Below are 22,175 nucleotides of genomic sequence, written 5' to 3'. Positions count from 1 at the left end.
CCTACGGCCTCCTTCCGTTGCCCACCCTCGAATTCAGGCCAAACGGGACTTCAGGCATTCACGAAGGCGCAAGCGGAATTCCACCACTTTTTCCCGTTTTTCTGTCTTGACAATGGGGTACACTTTACAGTGTTATAATCTTGGGCGCGGTTAACCGGCGTAACTCTTTGTCATTTGTTAAGAAAACATCGCATTGGTTTTCAATCGCCGCCGCTATTTGAAAAGAGTCAAGCAATGTTAAATTATGACGAGCTCGGATTTCGGCGGCTTTTTGCGCTGCTGAAGATTGAAGGGATGCGCAAGCGACCGATGCGCCATTTCCAAATAAATCGATGAAGGCTTCGGTGGTTTCGTGATTTCCCATACGCAAAGGAATAATCAGGCATTCCGCAATAGTAATAGGAGAAATAACCGCTTTCCATTCGCCATTATCAATCCGTTCGAATACGGGTTTCAACAAAGAATAATAAACCGGATGTTGTTCGACAAAATAAATGACCGGCGCAGAATCAAGAAATATTTTACGAATCCCTTGAAATGAATTGTGGATCATGGCTGGTCTCTATTTGAATTTTCCCGATGGTTGTTTGTTTCGCGGCGATTCCGGGAGATATGGATTTGCGCGTCTTCTCCACAGGCGGGATAGGGAAGCCGTCCAACCATATCCAGCCACTTTCGCGGAGGCTTGACCTGCATCCTTGCGGACTTTTGGACTTTTTCCGTTAAAACGGCAATAATTTGCTGTTGCTCTTCCGAACTCAATAGATCCGATTTTGCGATAATTTCTTCCATTACTTTATGGTTCATAATCCACAGTCCTTTTTTTTCCCTAAATTTTTTACTTTTAAACATAACTTAATTGCGCACTCTCCAATCAGCTTAATCGCGTTGGAATCGCCATTCAATCAAGAAAGAGGATAATTCCTTTTCTCTTGAATCCTCTTTAAATTAGAGAGATTATGTTGCATAACATTCCTATGATAATGAAAATCCATGAATCCCGCCATCCCCCAACAAAATTTGTCGCTGCTCCATCGCCTTCACGTTCACGCCGCCAAAGGCCTGTTGGAGCATCTTCGCGTACAGCGCGAGCAGAGGATTCCAAGCCCTTATTTCGTCGAGCCGGGATTGTCGGGCAAGTTAACATTATTTAAAATCGCCGCTAACGAGCGCATTGATCTTCTTCCCCCCGAATTCGAACGAGAATGCGCCGACCGCGTTCAGGAAATACGGCGAATGCCCTCCGGCGCTGTGATTTTATGGTCCTGCGGCCTAGGCCGCCTCCTACAGGAAATCGCCTCCGAACTTGATCGTTTGCTGCTCGTTATCATCGAACCCGAATACGACATCCTTTTCGCCGCTCTCCAAACCATCGATTGGAGCCGCCTGTTTCCATTGCCCAACTTGCTTCTTTTAACCGGCGCCAAGGCGCAGCCCCAAGCCGTTGAATTGTTGGAAACTTATGGATCGCTTGCCCAAAAAGGCTTCATGGTTCTTCCGGGACGAATCCTCTCATCCCAAGAACAATCCGCCTTGGACGATCTTCAACGCTTCATGCCCAAAAGCGCCGAACGTTCCCGCCTGCTTTTTTCTACGGCGCCTAAAATCGCCGTTCATACCGCCGCCTTCGCCGCCGGCAGCGCCCACGTCGATATTCTCCCCCTGCTCCAAGAGGAAGCCCATACTATCGGTTGGCGCGCGTCCCGCGTCTTCCGTCCCAATTACTGGACGAGATTTCTTTCTAAAGACGATTCCTGGCGCGAATGCCTCGGTGATCCGCTGCCTTCCGCCATAATGGCCTTCACACATACAGTTTTCTCTCCTAACCAATGGCGGAGTATGAAAGAGCAAGGCGTTCACCGCGTGGTTTGGTGTTTCGACGATCCCTTTCGATATTCCCTGGGTGAAGAATTCTTCAACTCCTTCGACCGCATCTACTGTTTCGATCCCTTTCATGCCCAACGCCTCCAAATTCTTAGCCAGGCGCACGTCGAATACCTTCCCGCCGCCGCCGCATACAGCGATGACCTGCCCGGTAATCCGCCTCCCGGCTTGCCCCCGCAAATGGACGTTACTTTTGTCGGCTCAACGGGTTTGCAAAGAATGGATGAATCTTTTATGCGCCTCATCTCCCAAAACGCTCCCCCCATCCAGGCGTTGCGGAATTTTGTCGAACGCTACCTCGTCCAGGGACAATCCATTCCTTATCAAGAATTTATGGAGTTCGATCTCCAATTCCCCGGCTTCTCCAAAAATCGCCGCGTCATTCTCCTAGAAGACCTAGCCACCTTCTTCGTCCGCCTCCATTTTCTTTCCTCGCTGATGGATCTTCCCATCCGTCTCTTCGGCGATCTTGGTTGGTCCTACTCATCTCTTGTCGGAGAAATCGCCTCCCTTTATCAAGGCCATCCGGCCGATTTTATCCACGAGACGCCTTGGATTTACCGCTTGAGCAAGATCAGCCTCAACACATTCAACATTCAATGCGTCGATTCTCCCACCGTCCGCCTCTTCGACGTTATGGCTTGCGGGGGTTTTCTCCTCACCGAACACCGCCCCTTCATGGAAAAAATGTTCCGCATCGGCGTGGAACTGGAAACCTTCCGCACCCGCGAAGAATTGCGCCAAAAAATCAATTACTACCTGATCCATGAAGACGAACGGCGAACCATCGCCCTGGCGGGCCAACAGGCCGTCCGCAAAAACCATCTTTACCGCCAACGCCTTCAACGGATATTTCAGAATATCCCAAAAATAAAATGACGAGTGATGAATGATGAGAATTTAAAATTACATAAGTTGCGCAAGATAGGCTCAAAGCAAAGCGAAGCCCGCCGCTATCCTCATTATTCACTACTTTCCATTCGCCATTCGTCATTCATCATTTAATGTTGAAATCCATCATTGATTTGATGGAATGAATTCGATATAGTAGATGAAATTCGTATTCGATAATGGCGATCCATTATGTTATTGCGGTTTGGAAGCATCCCATTCTCTATCCCGATGGAGAAAAACCATGAGCATCGCCACGTTGTTAACTAAAGCCGCCGTTATAGGAATTATGGCCAAATTCGCCACTGGTTCGGTGCAGGACGCCATCCTGGGCGTGATGGACGGCGCCGCCGTTAACGCCGCCCACGCCCAAATGAAACTCATGCACGGCAAGTTGATGGAACACTACTACGCATACAATCGCTATCCTCAAACTATCCTGGAGTTCCAAAAATTCTTCGAAAGCGAATTCGACACTCCCTTCGAGAAAGTCATCACCGATCCCTGGAAAAAGAAATACGTTTTTTTAACGAACGCCGTCGAAATTCTCTGTTTCGGTCCCGATCAAACCCGTGGAACCAAAGACGATATCTTTACGCAATACCCAAACAACGTTATACGTCCTTTCGTCCGCTGATGGTTCGAGTTCGATCCATCGATAGCCATAGTAATCGCTCCTTTCGCTTGCAAAACGGATAATAACGATCTTTCGAAATCTCGAAGATACTCATTGAAGGACGCATAAAAAATAAAAACCATGCCGGATAAATACTTCTTTTCCTTTCGTCCAAGACTCAAGCCCAAGACCATTCGGCCCTCGGAAGATCACCCTTCGGAACTGATCCTCATCGCCTCCGGCAGCGGCGCCGCGTTGGGAATTTCTTGCGCGGAAAAAAGGCTCGTCGACCTCATGGACGGCGCGCGCACCATCGCCGACATCGTCAAACTCTGCGTAAAAGAAGAAATCGCTAACCTTGCGGACTTGCGTCAGCTCCTTTGGGATCTCGACCGCTTCGGTTTTTTGGAAGAAAGCCCCTGGTCACTAAAATGGGAGCCGGAAGGAAAAGGCTACTGGGGAGGGTGGGATCAACCCTGCAGCGCCTTTACTTGCCGGCCTCTCCTTGGTCCTTTAGAAAAATGGGCCGGACGCATTATGATCTCCCCCATCTTCGCCGCGCTTTCACTGCTGACGCTTTGTTACGGTATAATTGAAGGTTGGGGCGTACTCGCCAGCGAAACGCCTTTGATCGTCAACAATTCCGTCGCCTTAGCTCTTCTCATCGTTTTGGTCTCTTTGATCGGCGGATGCCTGCTCGCCTCCTGGTTCGCCTCCATGACGCTGCGAACCGTCCACCCGGCCCCCGTGCGCATCCTGGCCGACTATCGTTACGGCGTTCCCATTTTCCGCCTCGACGCCCGCCGTCTTCGCGCTTTTTCCCTGAAAAGAAGTTTGCTGGCTTCGCTCGCACCGGTTTTTATGCTGCTTTTTCTCTCCAGCGCCGCCCTCATCATCGCCGCACATAGCCAGGGAATCCGCCGCGAATGGCTATTTCATCTCGCCGCATCCTGGTGGCTGGCCTCCTTTCTGTTGAGCGCTCCCTGGAACTCCACCGTCCTTTCTCGCGATATCGTTCTCCGCCTTCGGGGCGAATCGGTTTTCTGGATAATGACGAAGGCGGTTCGAAAAGCCCTCCGCAGCCTCTCCCGCAACGCTCAGGAAAACCTACCCCATGAGAAATTGCTTCTGGGTTGGGGCGTTTGGACCCTCATCGGCGCCTTTATCCTCATCCGGCTGATCACGATCGTCTTCCGTTTCAATCTGCCCATCCTTGTAAATCACTTTCTCCAGGAAGAAAAGCCCGTCGTCCTAGCCACTCTTTTCTTCCTTTTGGCTCTTTTCGCCGTGGCCTTTCTTTCGGCCATCGCCGCTTTTTTCATCTGGCTCTTCCGAGAAATGCTTCGCGAAATCCGTAATCGCTATTGGCCTCAGCGCGATCACTTGATCGTCAGCATATTCCTTGCCGCCGCCATTTTCCTCTCCGTTCAACTTGTTTGGAATCTCAGCCCGCGCGGCCTGGGAATCTTCGTCATTTCGTCTATGATCGGCGGATTGTTTCTCGCGGCGTCCGGCGTCTTCGCCTGGCGCCGGGAAGGCGGCGGCTTTGAACCGGCGATCGTTCTCTTCGTTGCTTTCGCTGGCGTTCTCATCGTCCTGTTCGCAGCCTGCAGCCCCGTCGTGGATATATCTCCGTCTTCCGATCTTTCTTTGGAAATTCCAAATGAAGCCGTCGCGCCCCCCTTATTTTTCTATTTCATCCAAAGCTTGGGTTTGCTGGTGATGGCCGCCTTTGCCGTTTATCTGCTCGATCTCTACTATCTGAAATTCTCCTCTCTGCAATTTTCCGGTTCTTTCCTCCAACGAATCCTAATCGCCTCCATTCTGGCGCTTCTCATTTTGATTTCCTTGATTCGTTGGATTCCTTTCAATGCCGATGCGTGGGGATCAGGCGCGCGCATCGCCGCGGCATTGGTTGCCGCCATTTCGATCGCGGGAACGGCTATGCGAGGCAGTCTGCGCAATCATTCTACGCCGCTTCTGACAGCGGCGATCCTGATCGTCTTCCTTGGCCTCTATTGGAATCCGCAAGCCAACGCTTCCATCGCCGTCCGCGCCGCTCTGGTTCTATCGGGCGTTTTACTGGCGCTGGGCGGCTTGTCGCTGCGCATATCTTCCGCTTCCAAAACGGCGCTTCTCCTGTCGGAAGCCGAAAATGAGTCCCCCTTAATCCCCGATTGGGATATTCCGCGTCTCGGCGAAGCATTCCTCGCCGCCGCCGCCAATTTCTACAACGGCAAGCCAGCTATCGCCCCTTCGGCGGAATTAAACGAAGAGACCGCCCGCCGCTTCTTCGCGGATTTCAACGCCCTTGGGGGCGCCGCCGCCATGCGCGCCATTACCCGCCGCGCCATTATGACGGCGCCCTGGAGCGCGGCGCGCCGCCTGTTCACGCTTCTGCCCGTTTCCGTCTCCGTGCCCCACCTGACGGATTGGACCAAAGAAAAAGTTGAACAATGGCTGACGAAAGTACCTTCGTTCGCCAATATCGGACGCGAAATTCACCAATTGTCCCCCCGCGCCCGCATCGCGCTTTTCGATCCTGGCGACGCCATGATCGTTCAGAACGAGCCGGGACGCTCCATCTTCGTCGTCGTAAGCGGACGCATCTCCGTCGAAGCCGACCATGCCTTTGGACGCACGATCCTGGCCATACTCGATTCGGGCGCTTACGTAGGCGAGATCGGTTTTCTCTCCGGATGCAATCGCACTGCCGCCGTACGCGCCCTGGAATCCTCGCTCGCTCTGCTCGTTTCCCGCCAGGACATCGCTCCGGATCTGCCGAAGATGTCGGCGGCCCTCCGCGAGGCGGAATCCGGCGACTACTGGCTGCAACGAATGGACGGCGCCCCCGTCTTCCGCGAGTTCTCCCCTTCGCTTAACGCCCGCGTCTGCATCGAAGCCCGCCGCCTCGTTCTGCAAGACGGCGAATCCTTCCGTTTCGGCGAACGTTACAACGAAATCGCCATTCTTCTATCAGGCCAGGCTGCCCTCGTCTCCAACGGCCAATCCGAAATCGTCCGCCAAGGCGCGTTGCTAGGATTGGAAGAATGCCTGGATAACGCCCCCTATCAAAAATGGCTTCGTTCTGATGGCCTCTGCCAAATTCTTATCCTGGACCGCGCCCTTTTTTCGGAATCCATCAATAATCTTTTGACGCCGCCCCAAATCTTCCGGGCCGTCGAAGAAGATGCCATCCGGCTTCATGGAAAGGAAGCGTCTGGTTGAATGCTTTCCAACTTCTACTGGATACTCGAAAATGAAATCGCCGGGATGGCTCTTCCCACTTCCGCCGGAGCCGCCCTCTATCTGCAAAATCCAGAAAACGCCGCCCTGGAAGAATTGCGCCGCGAAACGGAAGATCTCCGCCGCCGCGGCGTCGGCGCCGTCGTTACTCTAACCGAAGAACCTCTCGATTCCCAAGAACTGACGAAAGCAGGTCTGCAATATCTCCATATCCCCATCCCCGACATGACCGCCCCCACTCCCAGCCAGATTCTCGATTTTATGCAATTCGCCCGACAAAACATCGACGAAGGACGTCCCGTCGTCCTCCATTGCTTCAGCGGCGCCGGACGCACCGGAACCATGATCGCCTGCTACCTCGTCCACAAAGGCCGCACGGCCAATGAAGCCATCCGCTTAGTCCGCCGCATCCGCCCCGGCGCCATCGAAACCCTCTGGCAGGAAGAAGCCGTCTTCGAATACGAAATTCAACGCTCCGATTCGCCCCCTAACGAGAATCGTTGAAAAAACGACTTGTTAACGCCAGTCTGGACTGAACAATCAGTCCCATTTTACGATAAAATATTCTTCGATTCGATCGCAAAGGCCAAAACAAACAATGAACAACAACCAATACGTTCTCCTCATCAGCGGCGATGAAATTCTTAGCGGCCGGCGACAGGATGCGCATATTCATTTTCTGACTAACGCCTTATCGCCTATTGGCTTGCAATGCCGCCAATGCGTTCTCGCCAACGACAAGTTAGACGACTTGACAAATGCTATCCGTTCCACATTCGAAAAAGCCGATTTGTTGATTATGACCGGCGGCTTAGGCCCCACCGTGGACGATCTCACTCGCGAGGCTCTCTCCCAAGCGATGGATATCCCTATGCGATTCCAACCCGAAGTTCTGGAAGCGATCCGCGAGCGTTTCCGAATGATGGGCAAATCCATGACGGAAAACAACAAGCGTCAAGCCTTTGTCCCTGTCGATGGCTTTTTCATCCCCAATCCCAACGGCACCGCTCCCGGCCTCGTCTTCGACAAAAACGATAAAATCGCCGTCGCTCTCCCCGGTCCGCCACGCGAGCTGGAGCCGATGGTTCTTGACGACGTCGTCCCATTTCTTAAAAAAAGACTCCTGATTCCATCCCAAGCGCTTTCTATCCAAATGCACTTTTCCTGCATCGGCGAATCCACCGTCGATCAACTCCTGCGCAATATGACGGACGGCGATCCAGAGATCGCCATCTCTCTTCTCTCGCGCCCGGCATTGGTAGACCTGAAGCTCTCTTACCCCCAAGACGCACCCGCCTTCCAACAGCGCTTGCATACCTACGCCCAAACCATCAGCCGCGAAATCGGCGCGTTTCTCTACTCCGAAGACGGCGGCGAATTGGAAGAAAAAACCGGCGGCCTTCTCGCTCACCGCGGCGAGACGCTTTGCGTCGCCGAATCCTGCACCGGCGGCCTTCTTGGAGCGCAGATCGTTTCCGTCCCCGGTTCTTCAGACTATTTCCTCGGCGGCGTCATTGCTTACGGCAATTCAGCGAAGCAAAATCTCCTCGGCGTCCGCGGGGATACGCTGCAAAACTTTGGCGCCGTCAGCCGTGAAACCGCCTGCGAGATGGCCCTTGGCGCCATCCAGCGCTTCAGCGCCGATTGGAGCGCCGCCATCACCGGCATCGCCGGACCCTCCGGCGGAACGCCGCAAAAACCGGTAGGAACCGTCTGGATCGCCGCCGCGCACAAAAACGGCGCCGTTTATCCCTTCTGCGTCCAATTCCCTCCTGGACGCCAAACTATCCGCCAACGCAGCGTCGTCTACGCCTTGGATCAACTGCGCCGCCTCCTTTCGCAGATCGAACCGCATTCATGAAACGATTCTTTAAAGCCTTTATAGAATTCATCGATAATGGATACAACGCCATCAACCATCAGATTCGATATAGATAAACGTGTTTTTCAGCAAGAAAAACGCGTATGATTAGAAGAACGGCAAGATAGAGCGGTAAGGGCAACGTTTTTTCTGCCCGTAAACAGGACGTTTAATCCAATAATGCTTGGAAACTATAACTTATTGAGAATAAAAAGGTGATGAAATACTATACCTTCGAAATACTGATCGAAAAAGAACCCGATGATGAGGGGTATCATGCTTGCAGCCCAACGCTTCCAGGTTGTTTCAGCAACGGTAAAGCCATTGAAGAAACAAAACGCAATTTCAGAGAAGCTGTTGAACAACATTTGGTATCTCTTTTAAAACATGGGTAATCGATTCCACAAAAAGAGAATCATAGTCAAGTCACGGAGTGCCATCGTCATCCTCTTCAGTGAAAGGAAATTCTCCTCTTCCCGAATTGCGGCGGACGAAAAACGTGTGTAAAATGGGATGGAATATTTCGTAATTAAGAGAAGACGAATTTGTAGGAAACTATTTTCTTTTCGAATATGAAAAAAGAAAAAAAACTCTTCTTCAAGCGCTTTACGCCCTTGGATCCCGCTGACGGCGATTCTACTCCCGCCAACGTGGATAAACTTACCTTCATGGTCAAGCGCGAAGTGAAGCAACATCTCGACGCCGGGAAAAAATTTCTGAGCCAAGGCCATATCAAGGAAGCCGTCCAGCAATACAAAAAGGCCGTCGAAACCGATCCCGGCTGCGCCCTTTGCCATTTCCATCTCGCCTATGCTTGCCATGAAGGCGGCGATCTCGAATTCGCCCGTGAGCGCTACGAAAAAGCCGTGGAACTGGAACCAACGTGCAGCCTCTTTCTCGAACACCTGGCGCGGCTTCATTTCGAAAGCCAGGATTACCGCGAAGCCGTGCGCTTTTTCCACCGCGCCTCGCTTGTTGGCCAAATTCAGCCCATCAGCCTGGGGCTCTGGGGCCGCGCGCTTTTCGAACAGGGATTGTTCGAACAATCCATTGATGCGTTCGAACAACTCCTCGAACGCGAACAACAACCCCAGATATACGCCGGCGCCAATTACTGGCTCGCCATCGCCAATCTCAAACTTCGCCGCATCGCCGCCGCCCGCGATATCGCCGTCCGGCTCCTGGCGGATAAAAACGCCGATCACAAAATCCTCTGCGACCTCGGCGAACACTTCATCGAAGCCAAATGCCTCAGCCTGGCCCGCAACATCTTCGAACGCCTCGCCATCAGCAAGGAGGAAGCGTTGCTGGTGCGGCTGCGCCTGGAAGATATCCGCTCCATCGAACGACAGATCGACGAAATGCTTCCCAAACTGTTCGACGGCGACGAAGAACGAATGCTGCATCAAATTCACGCGCTTAAGGAATTCGGAAACGACCGCATCTCCAAAGCCCTGCTCTCCTTTATCGATTCTCCCTCGGCGCCCGTGCGCGAAAGCGTGATCCGCTACCAAACCGCTTTTGGCTACGAAGTCCCCAACGGCATTCTCCCCCTGCTGGAAGATCCCGTTAGCTACGTAAGAGAAGCGGCCTACGATTACTTCGATAAACGCAACGACGGCGGCTTTCTCGCCGTCATCGTCGAAGGATTGAAGGATCCTCTTCCGTCCATAAGGAAAATCGCGGCGCGATACGTTGGCCGGTTTGGCGAAATCGAAAAACTTCCCCTCCTCGAAATGTCTCTCACCGATCCCGCCAACGCCGAATGCCGCGAAGAACTGCGCAAAGCGATCTCAACGATAAAAAAGCGCTTTCAAAAGAAAAATGACGCCCTCTATCAAGCTCATATTGCGCTCGCTCCTGAAAAGAACGAAAAAAATCTAGCCTGCGACTGGCGTTTTTGGATCGTGGTTTTCTTCCAACTGACCGCCATAACCTACTTCGTCTACTTCCTCCTCAAACGCCTATAGAGATTGTTGGACCGACAGGGCGAAAAACGCGTTCCCTCCTTTACATGCCTTATCGGTATATTTCATTCATCATTCTTCACTCATCATTCCCCCAAATCACCGCTTATACTTCCCCATCAATTGCCCTTCCGCCAGCACGCGCCCCTTCATCGCCTTTACCAACTCCGCCTTGCTGGCGCCGGGCTTGAGGGCCATCTCGGCGTCCAGCGCATAGACCCGGAAGAAATAGCGATGCGTCCCGCTGGGCGGGCAGGGGCCGCCATAGCCTAACTTGCGGAAATCGTTGATTCCGTGTCTGGCCCCATTCTCCAACGTCTCCTTGGCGGGGACGTTCTCCGGCAGCTCGACGATGCTGGCGGGAAGATTGAAAAGCACCCAATGCACCCAAGTCCCCATCGGCGCGTCGGGATCGTCGCAGATCAGGGCGTAACCCTTCGTCTCCGCCGGGCCATGATCCCATGCCAACGGGGGAGAAACATTCTTCCCATCGCAAGTATATGATTTTGGAATCATACCCCCCTCTTGAAACGCCGCGCTTTTCACCGTCAATTTCATGATATCGCCTCCCTCTTCCACGGATTGATTATGCGAACAAGCCAAGGTGATAAGACACGCCAGTCCGACGATGGCCAGGCGTAAAAAATCGAGCCAATATCAAAGATTTCATGTCTCGCCGCTCCCATCAATAGAAAGATTGCTTTCTCCGAAACGAAAGCGTACGTTAACGATATTATTCTTTTTCTTTCGGGATTAGAATGGATTTTCTTTCGTTTGACGTCAATAAGTTTTTCCGCAAGGAAATCTTGAAAAACGCGTTATAATTACTCGCGAAAGAAAACGCCGCCTTTTTCATGAACAACCGCGAAAGAAGGTAAAATACAATGCTGACGGTTGAAGAAATCAAGACAGCCATCGAATCTTTGCCGGATGATGACATCGCCCAGTTAAGAAAATGGTTTTCCGAAAAAGATTGGGAGAATTGGGACAAGGAGATTCTTGCGGATTCACAAGCGGGAAGGTTGGACTTTCTCGCGAACGAAGCATTAACCGAGAAATCCAAAGGGAGTTTGAAAAACCTCTAAATGCACCCTCCATAAGCTCGATTTTGGCGTTGTTTCGAACAAATACCCATCCAGATTCAAAAATTGGCGCAGGAGAATTTCGAATTGTTGAAAAGCAATCCATGGCATCCTTCTCTTCACTTCAAGAAGATCGGTAAAGTATGGTCGGCCCGAATTGGAATGGACTATCGAGCGCTGGCTGTTGCCGATGGTGATGATTTTATTTGGATTTGGATCGGCGCTCATGATGAGTATAGAAGAATAAATAAACAAATAAGTTAGTTGCTGATGTTTTTCCAGTCCAGAAAATCCAAGTCATTAATCTTCGCGATCTCGTACTTCAAACTCCAAAACACTGCTATTCCTTCTATTCTTTCATGTCAGCTTTCCCACTTCATCTTTCATCCCTCCTCATCCCTCCTCATCCCTCCCGCCGTCGTCTGTTGTTTCCTGGTCAGGGCGCGGTTACAATTCGGCTAGGCGGCGCGTTGAGTGATTGGCCGCCTGGCGGTTTCCAATTTGGGATATTTATTGTTCGAGGTGAAATTTCGTGCCCTATTCCAAAGTCGCCATCCTTCGCACCCGTCCCCGCACGGTGTTGGAAGATTACCATGAGTTGCTGAATCTCGCTGGATATCAAGACGCCATCGCCAAGGACGCCGATACCGCCTTGAAGATCAACATCAGCTGGCATTTCTTCTATCCCGGCTGCTCCACCACGCCTTGGCAGTTGGAAGGCGTGATCCGCGCCATGAAGCGGGACGGCTACGATCCCAACCTAATCCACGGCTGCCACAACCGCACTGTGGTCATCGATTCCCACCTCGGCGAGCGTGAAAACAAGCAGATTCAACCCATCCAGGCGCACGGCCTGCGCAACGTGCATCTCTACGAAGGGGAAGAGTGGATCGACGTGCGCGAGGCGGTAGGCGATCTGGCCAAAGAATTCCTCTGCCTCAACGAGGTTTACCCTCAAGGCTTTTCCATACCCAAGCGCTTCCTCGGCGAGAATATCATCCACCTGCCCACCATCAAAACCCACGTCTTCACCACGACGACGGGAGCGATGAAAAACGCCTTCGGCGGCCTACTCAACGAGCGGCGCCATTGGACGCATACCGTCATTCACGAAACCTTAGTAGATTTGCTGATGATCCAAAAGAAAATCCATCGCGGTTTGTTCGCCGTCATGGACGGAACCTTCGCGGGCGACGGCCCAGGGCCGCGCTGCATGATTCCTCATGTCAAGAACGTAATTCTGGCCTCCGCCGACCAAGTGGCCATCGACGCCGTGGCGGCCAAACTGATGGGATTCAATCCGATGGAGATCAAGTTCATCCGCCTTGCGCATGAGAAAGGGCTGGGTTGCGGCGATCCCAAGGAAATCGAACTCGTGGGGGACATGGACGCCGCCCAGGAAAATTGGAACTTCGAAGGACCGTTTAAACACCTCACCTTCGCCGCCAATATGCAGCATAAAATATATTGGGGCGGCCTAAAGAATTGGGTGGAATGGTCGCTCAAAACCTGGCTGGCGCCGTGGTCTTACATCGCCAGCGTCGCCTATCATGACATGTATTGGTATCCCCGCTTCGGCAACAACCGCGTGTTGGAATGCCTGCAAAGCGACTGGGGACGGCTTTTCCACAACTGGGAAAAATTACAGCCGGACGAAAAAGGCTTCCTCGAAGTGGGCGAACCGCCCTCGAAAGCGGTCTTGGGAACCGGCAGCATCCTTGCTCGCGGCGTGGGAATTTTAGGCAGCTGCATCAAGGAAGCGCCCGAATTCGCCGCCCGCAAGCGCCGCGCCCAACAGAAAGCGGCGCAGACGGAATCCAAATAAACGAAGAATGAATATCGTTTCCCTCTCCATCTGGATAAATAATAAGATGGCCGTATTGAACGCTATTCTTTTTCATCATTCATCACTCATCATTCATCATTAAATTTTTATGTCTAATCGCATCGTCAACCGAATCGTAATCGTTCTCGCGCTGATTTTAATGGGGGGGGGTTGCTTAGACGCCGTCTTGCGGATATTAATCGCCGCCCCATCTCCTACGGCGCCCAGCGTCGCGGCGCCGCAGTGGGAGCCGCTGTTCCTAGCAGGCGCATACGGCGCCATGCGCTCCAATCTACGCGATGTGAAAATCGAAGATTTCACTGTCTCCACCAACTCCTATGGCATGCGCAATCCTGAAATTTCTTCGCATAAAAAGCCAGGAACGATTCGCGCGGCGATAATCGGGGATTCCATCGCTTTCGGCTGGGGAATTCGGGAAGAGAAGGCTTTCCCACGGCTTTTAGAGCAGGGGTTGAATCAAGATGGCGGAGACGCATTCGAAGTTCTCAACTTCGCGGCGCCGGGCTTTACCTCTTTTCACGCCCTGAAGCAGTTTGAAAAATTAGCGAATAACTTCCAGCCGGACATCTTGATTCTCGCCGTAGGTCTCTACGATTCCCAAGAAACGCGCATGGCGGAGAGCGAGATTTTTTCCCTGCTCCAGCAGCATAATCTTGTAAATGGTCTGAGTGGATTCAGCCGCATGGCCGATCGTTTTAGCGGTTTCTGGCATTGGCGCCAAAACCGGATGCGGGCCGAAGGAATTAAAGAACTGGCGCAAAAGATCCAAGCGAATGAACGAAAGGATTTCTGGTTTCGGCGGACGGCGCCGAAGGAGTATTACGCCCATCTAGCCGCCATTATGAAATATCAGCAATCCCAAGGCGGGCGATCCATACTCGTCCATTCGAATCTGCTCAATTTCGAAACTTTTCCCGAATTGCAGCGCCTGTCGGAGGATTTCGATGCGCCATTGCTCAATGCCCGCGGGTTATTCGATCAACTAGGCGGGGAAGAAGAGCGGCGCAAGGCCTTCGAGCTGAACTTGGAACCGGCGGGATTCTATGGCAGAAATCCTGGCGAATCCTATCGCGCCCTCTTCCGCGTCTATGTTCCGCCCACAGTAAACGTTCCTCAAAGCATGTATATCGTTGGCAATCATCCCAGCCTGGGCGCAGGCGTTCCCAACGCCGCCGCCCTCAACGACGCGGGACGGCAGGGCGACGAGAGGGCGGACGACCGCGTCTGGTCGTTGGAAATCGCCCTCGACGAAAAGCAGCCGTTCTATTTCGCGTTCACCAACAGCGGCGTCAAGGGACGCTGGTCGCCGCAGCCGGAAAAATGGGAAAATACTTTAAAAAATAACATGCTATTCTTCCGGCTCGATCCCAATGGAGCGGATGGGCCGGTTCATTGGTATTCTTTAACGTATATTTATGGCAAAATACCTTTCGCTTACCTGATGCAGGCCAACGGCGAATTTCCCAATGAATTGGGCCACAAGATCATAGCTAACCGCCTAGCCCGCCTAACTCTTCAGGAAGCGAAGGAATTGAAGAAAAGGCAAAATTAGGACTGGCTTAAAGCGAAATATAATCCAAGTATTATTATCTCATATTACGCAGCCATTGATCTTTAGCTTGCGGCGTTGTTTACAACGCCAAGTAGAAGAATCGTTTAAAAGAGCAGCAAGGATTTCATTTTTGTTGCGTTATTGAATCACGAAACCACGAAAAGGCTCGAATTCCACGAAATTTTTGCATCACCGATATCGCGGATTCTTTTGGACTTTACGGAAAAAAAGCATTTCACAAAGCGATCCCATGCGCAAACTTTTTTTTCTTTTTTTCGTGTTTTTCTTTTTCGTTTCGTGTTTTCGCGATTCGAAACGGCGATTCTAATTGACTACTTCAACTTTTGAATCTCGCGTAACATGAGTTATTATTTTTTTTTCATCATTCATCACTCATCATTGAAATGAGGGCATGTCTATGGGCAGCATCTATGGCCGCGTATTCCGAATCGCCACGTGGGGCGAATCGCACGGCGGAGGCGTCGGCGTCGTCGTCGACGGCTGCCCGCCCCGCATCGAGCTCGCCGAATCGGAAATCCAATTCGAGTTGGACCGGCGCCGCCCCGGCCAGAGCCGCATCACCACCCAGCGCGGCGAAGCCGACGCCGTGCAAATCCTCTCCGGCGTCTTCGAGGGCAAAACCTTGGGAACGCCCATCTCCATGATGGTGTGGAACCAAGACGCCCGCCCGCAGGATTACAGCGAAATGCAGGAGGCCTACCGCCCTTCCCACGCCGATTATACCTACGACGCCAAATACGGCTTCCGCGACTATCGCGGCGGGGGACGCGCCAGCGCCCGCGAAACCATCGGCCGCGTAGCGGCGGGCGCCATCGCCAAGAAACTTTTGCAGCAATGGGAAAATATCGAAATCGTCGCCTACGTCAAGCAGATTTACGACCTGATCGGCGAGATCGATCCAAAAAAAGTCAAACTGTCTCAAGTGGAAAAAAATCCCGTGCGCTGCCCCGATCCAGAGGCGGCGCAGAAGATGTTCGAACTGATCGACAAGACGCGCAAAGAAGGCGACTCCCTCGGCGGAATTATCGAGTGCGTCATTCGCAACGTCCCGCCGGGCCTAGGCGATCCCGTCTTCGACCGCCTGGAAGCGGACCTGGCCAAAGCCATGCTCTCCATCCCGGCGACGAAAGGCTTCGAGATCGGTTCGGGATTCTCTTCCGCCCTCATGAAAGGCTCCGAACACAACGATTTATTCTATTCGTCCAAAGGCCGCATAAGAACGCGCACTAACCGGTCGGGAGGCGTCCAAGGCGGCATCAGCAACGGCGAAAACATCGTCTTCCGCATCGCCTTCAAACCCACGGCGACTATCCTGCAACCCCAAAAGACCGTAACGCCGCAAGGCAAAAACACTATCCTAAAACCAAAAGGCCGCCACGATCCCTGCGTCCTCCCCCGCGCCGTCCCCATCGTAGAAGCCATGTCCGCGCTGACGCTGGCGGATCATTATTTGTTGCAGCGGATGAATTTGGGGGAAAAGGAAATGAATAGGATAAGAAAATGATGGGATCAAATTCGGATCGAGTGGGAGAAAGTGAACTCGCAAAAAAATAAAAACGCATTCTGCCATTTTTACTCAGGAGTTATGCAGAGGCGCCTTATTAGCGTTTTCGATCTTCTCGTATAACGTCTCAGGCGCAATGTCCGCGCCATTCGGCCACGCGATAGTTCCTCCATCGATGTATGCTTTGCGAAAAAACGATTTGTCTCTCAACGGTTCAAATATGGGTCCCTTGCCAAGATACTCCGAGAAATCAACCTCGCCCTCAAGCCCATCGTCGAAGGCAATGAAAAAAGCATACCCGCGCCGGTACTCTATCGATTTGACATCTTGGAGTTTCCACATAATCGACCTCAATCCAATGGAGCGATTTTTTTCAACTCTTTTCCATTTCTTGCAAGTTCCCAGTCTTCTATTAATTCATCCACGTGAATGTCGATCCATTCCCGCACAAGCCGGAAGGCCGCTCGCGATCCAAACAAGCCGGAAGGCCGCTCGCGATCCAAGATCACCGCGAAGAATGTTGCCTTGAAAATCCAAAAGCGCTTTATTCCCCGCATACTCTGCATGAAGATGAGGAGGATTATGCTCATCGTAAAACATGCGGATGATTATGCCTAAAAATCGGGATATTTCGGGCATGTACTGGATATCCTTTTTTTCGACTAGGCCGTCGCGTAGGGTGATCTGCAAGCGAAGCGCAGCGCGCCTTTTTTTACTTGTCCCGATCCTGTCGCAATAAAACCAATGTATTGGTTTTTTGGAGATGCGCGTTTCGTTCGCGGATGGCGCGCGCACGATCTAGCAAGGAGTTTTGAGCCGTAGCGCTAACGGCGGCGGCGAGGATTTTCTTCGCCTCTTCTTCCACGCTAACGCCGTGTAGAGCAGCGTTTTGATGGAGCCGTTCGAGCAAGAGTCCATTCAAATCTCGAAGAACGAGTTCGTTCATGAAGCGATTCTCCTGACCAATGTCTATCGTTTTATCATACTCAAAAGCAGCGTGACAAACAAGAAAATTACGCCATCACGATTAAACTGGACGCATCGTAAAAAATCCTGGAAGCCTTCGCGCCCCAAGCGTTTTACTCCGCACCGTTTCCCAAAATAAAAGTTATTTAACTCATGTTACGCAGTCAATGTTCTTTCACTTTCGGCGTTGGTATTCCATCGCCAATTAGAAGAACCTTTCAAAAGAACAGGGAGGGTTTCTTTTTTTTCGTTATTGAATCACGAACCCACGAAAAGACTCGAATTCCACGAAATTTTTGAATCACGGTTTCTTTAGGTTTCCACGGAAAAATCCTTTCCACGGAGCGATCCCATACGCCAATTGTTTTTTTCGTGATTTTCTTTTTTTATTTTTATTTCGTGCTTTCGTGATTCAAAACGGCGATCATAATAGATTTCTCCAACTTATTCTTGCGCGTAACATGAGTTATTTAAGACTCAAAACGATGCGCAGCCCGCCAACAAAACTATTATTTTAATCCATTCAGAATCTGGATGTTATCAAATCCCAAACATCGCCTTCTGCAAAATCTCGTAGACCGGCCTAGGATTTTGATAGGCGAAGGGGCCGATGAGGATGCTGAGGGACGAGCGCAGGCTGAAGAGCCAGGAGAGCGCCATCAGCAGTCGGCGATGGCGCGGATTTTCCACGGTGAGGCAGAAAACCGGCGTTAGGATCATATACCAGAATTGCCCGATGGGATTGGACTTTACGAAAGTGACGAAAACCAACGGCGCCAGGTAGGGCAGAAACCGGTTTTCCTGACGGATGCAATAGAAGGACGCTCCCGCGAAAATCACTCCTGCGATGAAATGGGCCAGCGCCAGCCAAAAAGGCGTAAAGCCCAGCAGATCGGGGTGCAGAATCGCCCAACTGATAGTGTTGCTGATGGGAACGTAGCCGGGACTGAAAAGATGCTCCAAATAATGGCTGTTCAACGCCGCCATCGCGCTGGGCAGCCACCCAGCGGCGCCCCAAACGGCGCAAGCCAGAATTTTTCGCTTCGGCAGGCGCAGGATCTGCGCCAGCATCCACGGCAGAAGAAAAATGGGAAAAAGTTTCGTCTGCACCGCCAGCGAGAGAAAGAAGAGCGCCGAGGAATGCCGCCGGCGCTGCATCCACAGGGCGAGCAGCATGAAAAAGTTTACCAGCGGTTCGAATTCCCCCTCGCGGGAAACATACCATAGGCAGATGGGATAAAAGAAATAGAGCAACGCGCAAATCCGGTCGTCCGTGACTTTGTAAACGAGCCAGGCGTTAATAAAATCAATCAATGTAAAGACCAGTTTAGCGAAAAAGATGCAGGCCCAGACTTTGGCCACGGCGGCATAAAAAAGAAGCGTTACGGCGGGATAAGGATATTCGTGATTCGGCCAAAAATACTGATACGGTTCGGCGGCGAAATCGTACGGAGTCATTGCATAAACCAAGAAGCCGTAATGCTGGAACTCGAGGCCGTAACCCAGGTTGCGGAAAATATCTGTTGTGTATAACGGAACCGAAAAGCAATAATAGAGGCGTAATCCCGCGATAGCGATAACTGCCCAAAACCATGGAGATTTTAAAGGAACTTTCATTACTATCATCGATGAGTCGTTCAATATTTATTTTTAAAGCCATTTTTCTTGCTGATTTACTCTAAATTGTAGTTGACCCGAAAAAGATTCGCTGTATAGAATGATTTAAGAGATATTGGGCGCGCCGAACGAAGCGGGACCCATGATTGCATAACTCATTGTTTCGAAAATAAACCGATGCTGGGAATGATTCAAGGTTTTCACAGATTTAGGTTGCCATGCTTCTTCGTGACCGCATGGATAACGATCGCACTTTCCTCCGCTAGCGCTGTAGAGCCAATCATACCGAAAATGGTTGCGATTCCAGCGGGTCCGTTTATCTACGGCGCCTCGATGTCAAGCAGCCGCGACTTTCCCTTCCGCCGCTGGGATATTGCGCAAAAAATCGTTGAGTGTCCCGCTTTTTCCATCGCCGTTTATGAAACCACCCACCGGGAATATCTTCGCTTCGTTCAGGACGATGGCTACAAACGCCCACAATTTTGGTCGGCGGAAGGGAACGCATACCGATCAGAATTCGATAAGGCCATCCAACCGGATCGTTTTCCCGGCGACGATCTTCCCGTCGCAGGCGTAAGTTACTACGAGGCGGAAGCCTATTGCCGATGGTTAGCCTTCAAGACAGGCGAGCCTTTTCGCTTGCCCTTGGAAATCGAATGGGAAAAAGCGGCGCGTGGAACGGATGGGCGGCTTTATCCTTGGGGAAACCGTTGGAATCCGAAAGCGTGCAATTGGAACGATCATCCACGAACGGAACTAGAACCGGACGGAAAAATCGATGGATATAGATTCGCAGCGCCTCGCGGTTCGTTTCCCGCAGGCGTCAGCCCCTACGGCTGCCATGATATGGCGGGCAATGTGGAGGAATGGTGCGCGGATTGGGTTGATGCAAGCAGGAAAAACCGCGTAATCCGGGGCGGGTGTTACTGGATGGTCTACCCGCGTTGCTTCCAAACCTCATTTCGCAGCGGCGCCGCGCCGGAAACAAGCATGGTTTATAACGCTGTAGCGGGATTCCGTATCGCTAGGGGGGAGTAAACGCGGGGCGGTTGGCAAGGGCAATGTTTTTCTGCCCTTGATTAATACCTTTCGTGGTCATACAGCGAAGCGAAGTCAACCAATTTTTTCATCATTTATCACTCCTCATTCATCATCATATTTTCTCTTCTTTTTGTGCAATAAAAAGAAGCGAGGCGCCGAGTGGATATGAAATATACGGCATGAGGATCCGTTCGGCGGAAAATATGCGATAGAGGATTGCGTTCAACGGCGGCCAAACAGGATAAAGATCAGAACGGTTCAGCGTAGAGGGACGAAAAAAACGATTGAAAAGCCGTTTGCCGAATATCGCGGGCAGTAATAACGTATTGAAATAGGATGCTCGCACCGTAGAAAATCCGGCTTGCGTCAGTTTATCAGCCAATTCACGGCGCCGGTAGCGCCGAACATGATGGGAGACGACGTCTTCACCTCCCCAAAGCATCGGCAGCGCGGGAACGGTAATTAATAGGATCCCTCTTGGCCGGAGAGCGCGGCGCAATTCGCCAAGAAGAAGAACATCGTCCTCTACATGTTCGAGCGCATCAAGACAACAGACGAGATCGAAAGCCGCTTCCGGCAATTCGCGCGGAGAAGTGACTTTTTGAATATTATCGAGACCTCTGGAACGGCAAAAAGCAATAGCGTCATCGCTCTCATCGGCGCCCAAAACCATGCCAAAAGCAGATAGAGCCAGCGTAATTCCTCCTGTTCCACAGCCATAATCGAGGATATGTAAGGGCGGAGAGAGTTTCTCTTGATGGATCAATCGCCGGATTGAAGAAAAAAAGATATCTCGGCGTCCGAGGAACCACCAATGGGTTTCCTCCAATTGGTAATTTAGGCGGTAAATTTCCTTTTGCAAAAGTTTATCCATTAAAAAAGGGCGTAAGAATTTACGCCCTTTTTATGTTATATGCTCATGCTAAGCGTCTGGCGTTAAAAATGGAAGATCACATGAAATTCGTTATATCGTCCTCAGCGAGTACGTCAGGATCGTCGCCAGTAAGATCGCCTTCCCTCACGCGATCCTCGTTATCCAATTTACCGTCTTCGTCGTTATCCACTTTATCCCCATCGATCATCGATCCAATTCCTCCATTTTTTGTCGAGGGCGTGATCGTAGTTCCATCGGGTCCAAAGGAAATAATCTGAAATGTGGTGGGTTTAAAGGGTTTATACCGTTTTCCTTCTCTCATCTCATAGGCGCAAGGAGAATCTAAATTTGTTCCTTGGCGGGGATTCCTAAAATCCGTTCTTCCTCCAGGATTGTAATCATCGCTGTTGACATAATAAATCGTGTTTCCCCAAGCGTCTACGAAAACGTAATCATCGGATTGAGCGGAACGAGCGTCCGCAGGAATTCCTAAAAGCGTTATAATACGCTCTCGCCGGTCATCGGAAGGCCGTTCGGGATTAACCCAAAGGCTATCTCCTTGATGTATCAATAGTTGCTCGTTGCTATCCGCTTCATAAGGAGTCTTTCCCTTTTCCGTCAAAGCTATATGCAACTGCTGTGGATTATAACTTGGAGGATATTTCCCAAAATCGTTCTTATAGGAAATAATAGCAAAACTCAAACTACTAATTAAAGCTTTCGTCTTTGCGATTTTGGCGCGGCGTATATTCTCCTGAACGTTAGGAACCAAGATAACAGCTAATATCCCGATGATGGATACGACGACAAGCAATTCTACAAGCGAAAATCCTTTTTTTCTCATAATAAGTCTCTATTTATAAGTAGTTTATAAAAAAAGCGTTACAATATCTCTATTGGAGTATAAACGTTTGCAAACGATTTTTAAACGCCTACCCTTGCCAAAAATTTTTTTTTTGAAATCATCTTACTTAAAATAATAAGATATCGGCGTAAAGATGTCAACTTTTTTGTCTTCGCATCCAGACGCTCTCATGCTATTCTAGTTAGATGAATTTTTTAAAGAGTTGAGGCTCTTGTAAAATTAATAAAATCCGCTTTTAAATTCTCCCCCCAAGCTTGGGGGGAGTTAGAGGGGGGTTGATTATGTTAGACTTAAAGCAACCCCCTCCTAACCTCCCCCAAGCTTGGGGGAGGAATTATGGAG

The 22,175-nt window shown here is 51.1% G+C and carries 22 protein-coding genes and 1 pseudogene; 13 read left to right on the top strand and 10 right to left on the bottom strand.

Annotated features, from left to right (window positions below):
* Positions 1-124 precede the first annotated feature (124 nt).
* Together AB1656_07980 and AB1656_07975 are read right to left on the bottom strand one after the other, a co-directional pair.
* The gene (locus AB1656_07980; protein MEW6235309.1) at positions 125-553 is read right to left on the bottom strand and encodes a PIN domain-containing protein; all 429 of its coding nucleotides are present in this window, start codon (positions 551-553) and stop codon (positions 125-127) included.
* Positions 550-807: a hypothetical protein gene (locus AB1656_07975; protein MEW6235308.1), complete on the bottom strand. Its 258-nt coding sequence runs from the start codon at positions 805-807 to the stop codon at positions 550-552. Before AB1656_07975 ends, AB1656_07980 begins: the two co-directional genes overlap by 4 nt.
* A gap of 186 nt (positions 808-993) precedes the next feature.
* Here AB1656_07975 and AB1656_07970 point away from each other — a divergent pair, with 186 nt between their 5' ends.
* The 7 genes from AB1656_07970 to AB1656_07940 all read left to right on the top strand — a co-directional run bounded on the left by AB1656_07970 (position 994) and on the right by AB1656_07940 (position 10,468).
* Positions 994-2,763 carry a glycosyltransferase gene (locus AB1656_07970; GenBank protein MEW6235307.1) on the top strand — a complete coding sequence of 590 codons (1,770 nt, stop codon included), beginning with the start codon at positions 994-996 and terminating at the stop codon, positions 2,761-2,763.
* 256 nt (positions 2,764-3,019) lie between these two features.
* Positions 3,020-3,412: a type II secretion system protein GspG gene (locus tag AB1656_07965; protein MEW6235306.1), complete on the top strand. Its 393-nt coding sequence runs from the start codon at positions 3,020-3,022 to the stop codon at positions 3,410-3,412.
* Positions 3,413-3,532: 120 nt separating this feature from the next.
* Positions 3,533-6,619 (top strand): cyclic nucleotide-binding domain-containing protein, encoded by a 3,087-nt coding sequence (locus AB1656_07960; GenBank protein MEW6235305.1) that lies wholly within the window; start codon positions 3,533-3,535, stop codon positions 6,617-6,619.
* A complete protein-coding gene (locus AB1656_07955; protein ID MEW6235304.1) occupies positions 6,620-7,141 on the top strand; it encodes a dual specificity protein phosphatase family protein in 522 nt (173 codons plus the stop codon).
* Between the two features lie 94 nt (positions 7,142-7,235).
* Positions 7,236-8,498, top strand: a complete 1,263-nt coding sequence (locus AB1656_07950; GenBank protein MEW6235303.1) for a competence/damage-inducible protein A — start codon at positions 7,236-7,238, stop codon at positions 8,496-8,498.
* A gap of 218 nt (positions 8,499-8,716) precedes the next feature.
* Complete coding sequence (locus AB1656_07945) at positions 8,717-8,893, top strand: type II toxin-antitoxin system HicB family antitoxin (protein ID MEW6235302.1); 177 nt, start codon at positions 8,717-8,719, stop codon at positions 8,891-8,893.
* Between the two features lie 177 nt (positions 8,894-9,070).
* Complete coding sequence (locus AB1656_07940) at positions 9,071-10,468, top strand: tetratricopeptide repeat protein (protein MEW6235301.1); 1,398 nt, start codon at positions 9,071-9,073, stop codon at positions 10,466-10,468.
* Positions 10,469-10,564: 96 nt separating this feature from the next.
* On the opposite strand, the gene AB1656_07935 is transcribed toward AB1656_07940, so the two are convergent.
* A complete protein-coding gene (locus tag AB1656_07935; GenBank protein ID MEW6235300.1) occupies positions 10,565-11,023 on the bottom strand; it encodes a YbhB/YbcL family Raf kinase inhibitor-like protein in 459 nt (152 codons plus the stop codon).
* 326 nt (positions 11,024-11,349) lie between these two features.
* Here AB1656_07935 and AB1656_07930 point away from each other — a divergent pair, with 326 nt between their 5' ends.
* The 5 genes from AB1656_07930 to aroC all read left to right on the top strand — a co-directional run bounded on the left by AB1656_07930 (position 11,350) and on the right by aroC (position 16,470).
* Positions 11,350-11,550, top strand: coding sequence for a hypothetical protein (locus AB1656_07930; protein ID MEW6235299.1), 201 nt, complete (start codon positions 11,350-11,352; stop codon positions 11,548-11,550).
* A gap of 84 nt (positions 11,551-11,634) precedes the next feature.
* On the top strand, positions 11,635-11,811 hold the full coding sequence (locus AB1656_07925) for a hypothetical protein (protein MEW6235298.1): 177 nt from the start codon (positions 11,635-11,637) through the stop codon (positions 11,809-11,811).
* A gap of 268 nt (positions 11,812-12,079) precedes the next feature.
* The gene (locus tag AB1656_07920) at positions 12,080-13,372 is read left to right on the top strand and encodes a DUF362 domain-containing protein (GenBank protein ID MEW6235297.1); all 1,293 of its coding nucleotides are present in this window, start codon (positions 12,080-12,082) and stop codon (positions 13,370-13,372) included.
* A 109-nt stretch (positions 13,373-13,481) separates the two neighbouring features.
* On the top strand, positions 13,482-14,945 hold the full coding sequence (locus AB1656_07915; protein MEW6235296.1) for a GDSL-type esterase/lipase family protein: 1,464 nt from the start codon (positions 13,482-13,484) through the stop codon (positions 14,943-14,945).
* Between the two features lie 418 nt (positions 14,946-15,363).
* Positions 15,364-16,470 carry a chorismate synthase gene (aroC, locus tag AB1656_07910; protein MEW6235295.1) on the top strand — a complete coding sequence of 369 codons (1,107 nt, stop codon included), beginning with the start codon at positions 15,364-15,366 and terminating at the stop codon, positions 16,468-16,470.
* Positions 16,471-16,542: 72 nt separating this feature from the next.
* Here the strand turns inward: aroC and AB1656_07905 are convergent, their stop codons facing one another.
* The 5 genes and pseudogenes from AB1656_07905 to AB1656_07885 all read right to left on the bottom strand — a co-directional run bounded on the left by AB1656_07905 (position 16,543) and on the right by AB1656_07885 (position 19,053).
* Positions 16,543-16,812: a DUF2442 domain-containing protein gene (locus tag AB1656_07905; protein MEW6235294.1), complete on the bottom strand. Its 270-nt coding sequence runs from the start codon at positions 16,810-16,812 to the stop codon at positions 16,543-16,545.
* An 8-nt stretch (positions 16,813-16,820) separates the two neighbouring features.
* Positions 16,821-17,060 carry a hypothetical protein gene (locus AB1656_07900; protein ID MEW6235293.1) on the bottom strand — a complete coding sequence of 80 codons (240 nt, stop codon included), beginning with the start codon at positions 17,058-17,060 and terminating at the stop codon, positions 16,821-16,823.
* A pseudogene (locus AB1656_07895) lies at positions 17,020-17,109 on the bottom strand (DUF4160 domain-containing protein). The gene AB1656_07900 and the pseudogene AB1656_07895 overlap by 41 nt, the downstream one beginning before the upstream one ends.
* 73 nt (positions 17,110-17,182) lie before the next feature.
* Positions 17,183-17,416: a plasmid stabilization protein gene (locus AB1656_07890; GenBank protein ID MEW6235292.1), complete on the bottom strand. Its 234-nt coding sequence runs from the start codon at positions 17,414-17,416 to the stop codon at positions 17,183-17,185.
* A 560-nt stretch (positions 17,417-17,976) separates the two neighbouring features.
* Positions 17,977-19,053 (bottom strand): hypothetical protein, encoded by a 1,077-nt coding sequence (locus AB1656_07885; protein ID MEW6235291.1) that lies wholly within the window; start codon positions 19,051-19,053, stop codon positions 17,977-17,979.
* A 228-nt stretch (positions 19,054-19,281) separates the two neighbouring features.
* Here AB1656_07885 and AB1656_07880 point away from each other — a divergent pair, with 228 nt between their 5' ends.
* A complete protein-coding gene (locus tag AB1656_07880; GenBank protein MEW6235290.1) occupies positions 19,282-20,091 on the top strand; it encodes an SUMF1/EgtB/PvdO family nonheme iron enzyme in 810 nt (269 codons plus the stop codon).
* Between the two features lie 115 nt (positions 20,092-20,206).
* Here the strand turns inward: AB1656_07880 and AB1656_07875 are convergent, their stop codons facing one another.
* Positions 20,207-20,956: a class I SAM-dependent methyltransferase gene (locus tag AB1656_07875; protein ID MEW6235289.1), complete on the bottom strand. Its 750-nt coding sequence runs from the start codon at positions 20,954-20,956 to the stop codon at positions 20,207-20,209.
* 88 nt (positions 20,957-21,044) lie between these two features.
* On the bottom strand, positions 21,045-21,812 hold the full coding sequence (locus AB1656_07870; protein ID MEW6235288.1) for a type II secretion system protein: 768 nt from the start codon (positions 21,810-21,812) through the stop codon (positions 21,045-21,047).
* Positions 21,813-22,175: the final 363 nt, after the last annotated feature.

This window comes from Candidatus Omnitrophota bacterium (genome assembly GCA_040755155.1).
Lineage (GTDB): Bacteria > Hinthialibacterota > Hinthialibacteria > Hinthialibacterales > Hinthialibacteraceae > JBFMBP01.
The sequence above is the reverse complement of the archived record's forward strand: the minus strand, read 5'-3'. Positions and strand labels throughout refer to the sequence as shown.

Excerpts from the sequence above, each read along its gene's own strand:
- AB1656_07980 (MEW6235309.1), bottom strand. The coding sequence starts at position 553 with ATGATCCACAATTCATTTCAAGGGATTCGTAAAATATTTCTTGATTCT.
- AB1656_07975 (MEW6235308.1), bottom strand. The coding sequence starts at position 807 with ATGAACCATAAAGTAATGGAAGAAATTATCGCAAAATCGGATCTATTG.
- AB1656_07970 (MEW6235307.1), top strand. The coding sequence starts at position 994 with ATGAATCCCGCCATCCCCCAACAAAATTTGTCGCTGCTCCATCGCCTT.
- AB1656_07965 (MEW6235306.1), top strand. The coding sequence starts at position 3,020 with ATGAGCATCGCCACGTTGTTAACTAAAGCCGCCGTTATAGGAATTATG.
- AB1656_07960 (MEW6235305.1), top strand. The coding sequence starts at position 3,533 with ATGCCGGATAAATACTTCTTTTCCTTTCGTCCAAGACTCAAGCCCAAG.
- AB1656_07955 (MEW6235304.1), top strand. The coding sequence starts at position 6,620 with ATGCTTTCCAACTTCTACTGGATACTCGAAAATGAAATCGCCGGGATG.
- AB1656_07950 (MEW6235303.1), top strand. The coding sequence starts at position 7,236 with ATGAACAACAACCAATACGTTCTCCTCATCAGCGGCGATGAAATTCTT.
- AB1656_07945 (MEW6235302.1), top strand. The coding sequence starts at position 8,717 with ATGAAATACTATACCTTCGAAATACTGATCGAAAAAGAACCCGATGAT.
- AB1656_07940 (MEW6235301.1), top strand. The coding sequence starts at position 9,071 with ATGAAAAAAGAAAAAAAACTCTTCTTCAAGCGCTTTACGCCCTTGGAT.
- AB1656_07935 (MEW6235300.1), bottom strand. The coding sequence starts at position 11,023 with ATGAAATTGACGGTGAAAAGCGCGGCGTTTCAAGAGGGGGGTATGATT.
- AB1656_07930 (MEW6235299.1), top strand. The coding sequence starts at position 11,350 with ATGCTGACGGTTGAAGAAATCAAGACAGCCATCGAATCTTTGCCGGAT.
- AB1656_07915 (MEW6235296.1), top strand. The coding sequence starts at position 13,482 with ATGTCTAATCGCATCGTCAACCGAATCGTAATCGTTCTCGCGCTGATT.
- aroC (MEW6235295.1), top strand. The coding sequence starts at position 15,364 with ATGGGCAGCATCTATGGCCGCGTATTCCGAATCGCCACGTGGGGCGAA.
- AB1656_07905 (MEW6235294.1), bottom strand. The coding sequence starts at position 16,812 with ATGTGGAAACTCCAAGATGTCAAATCGATAGAGTACCGGCGCGGGTAT.
- AB1656_07900 (MEW6235293.1), bottom strand. The coding sequence starts at position 17,060 with ATGAGCATAATCCTCCTCATCTTCATGCAGAGTATGCGGGGAATAAAG.
- AB1656_07890 (MEW6235292.1), bottom strand. The coding sequence starts at position 17,416 with ATGAACGAACTCGTTCTTCGAGATTTGAATGGACTCTTGCTCGAACGG.
- AB1656_07885 (MEW6235291.1), bottom strand. The coding sequence starts at position 19,053 with ATGAAAGTTCCTTTAAAATCTCCATGGTTTTGGGCAGTTATCGCTATC.
- AB1656_07870 (MEW6235288.1), bottom strand. The coding sequence starts at position 21,812 with ATGAGAAAAAAAGGATTTTCGCTTGTAGAATTGCTTGTCGTCGTATCC.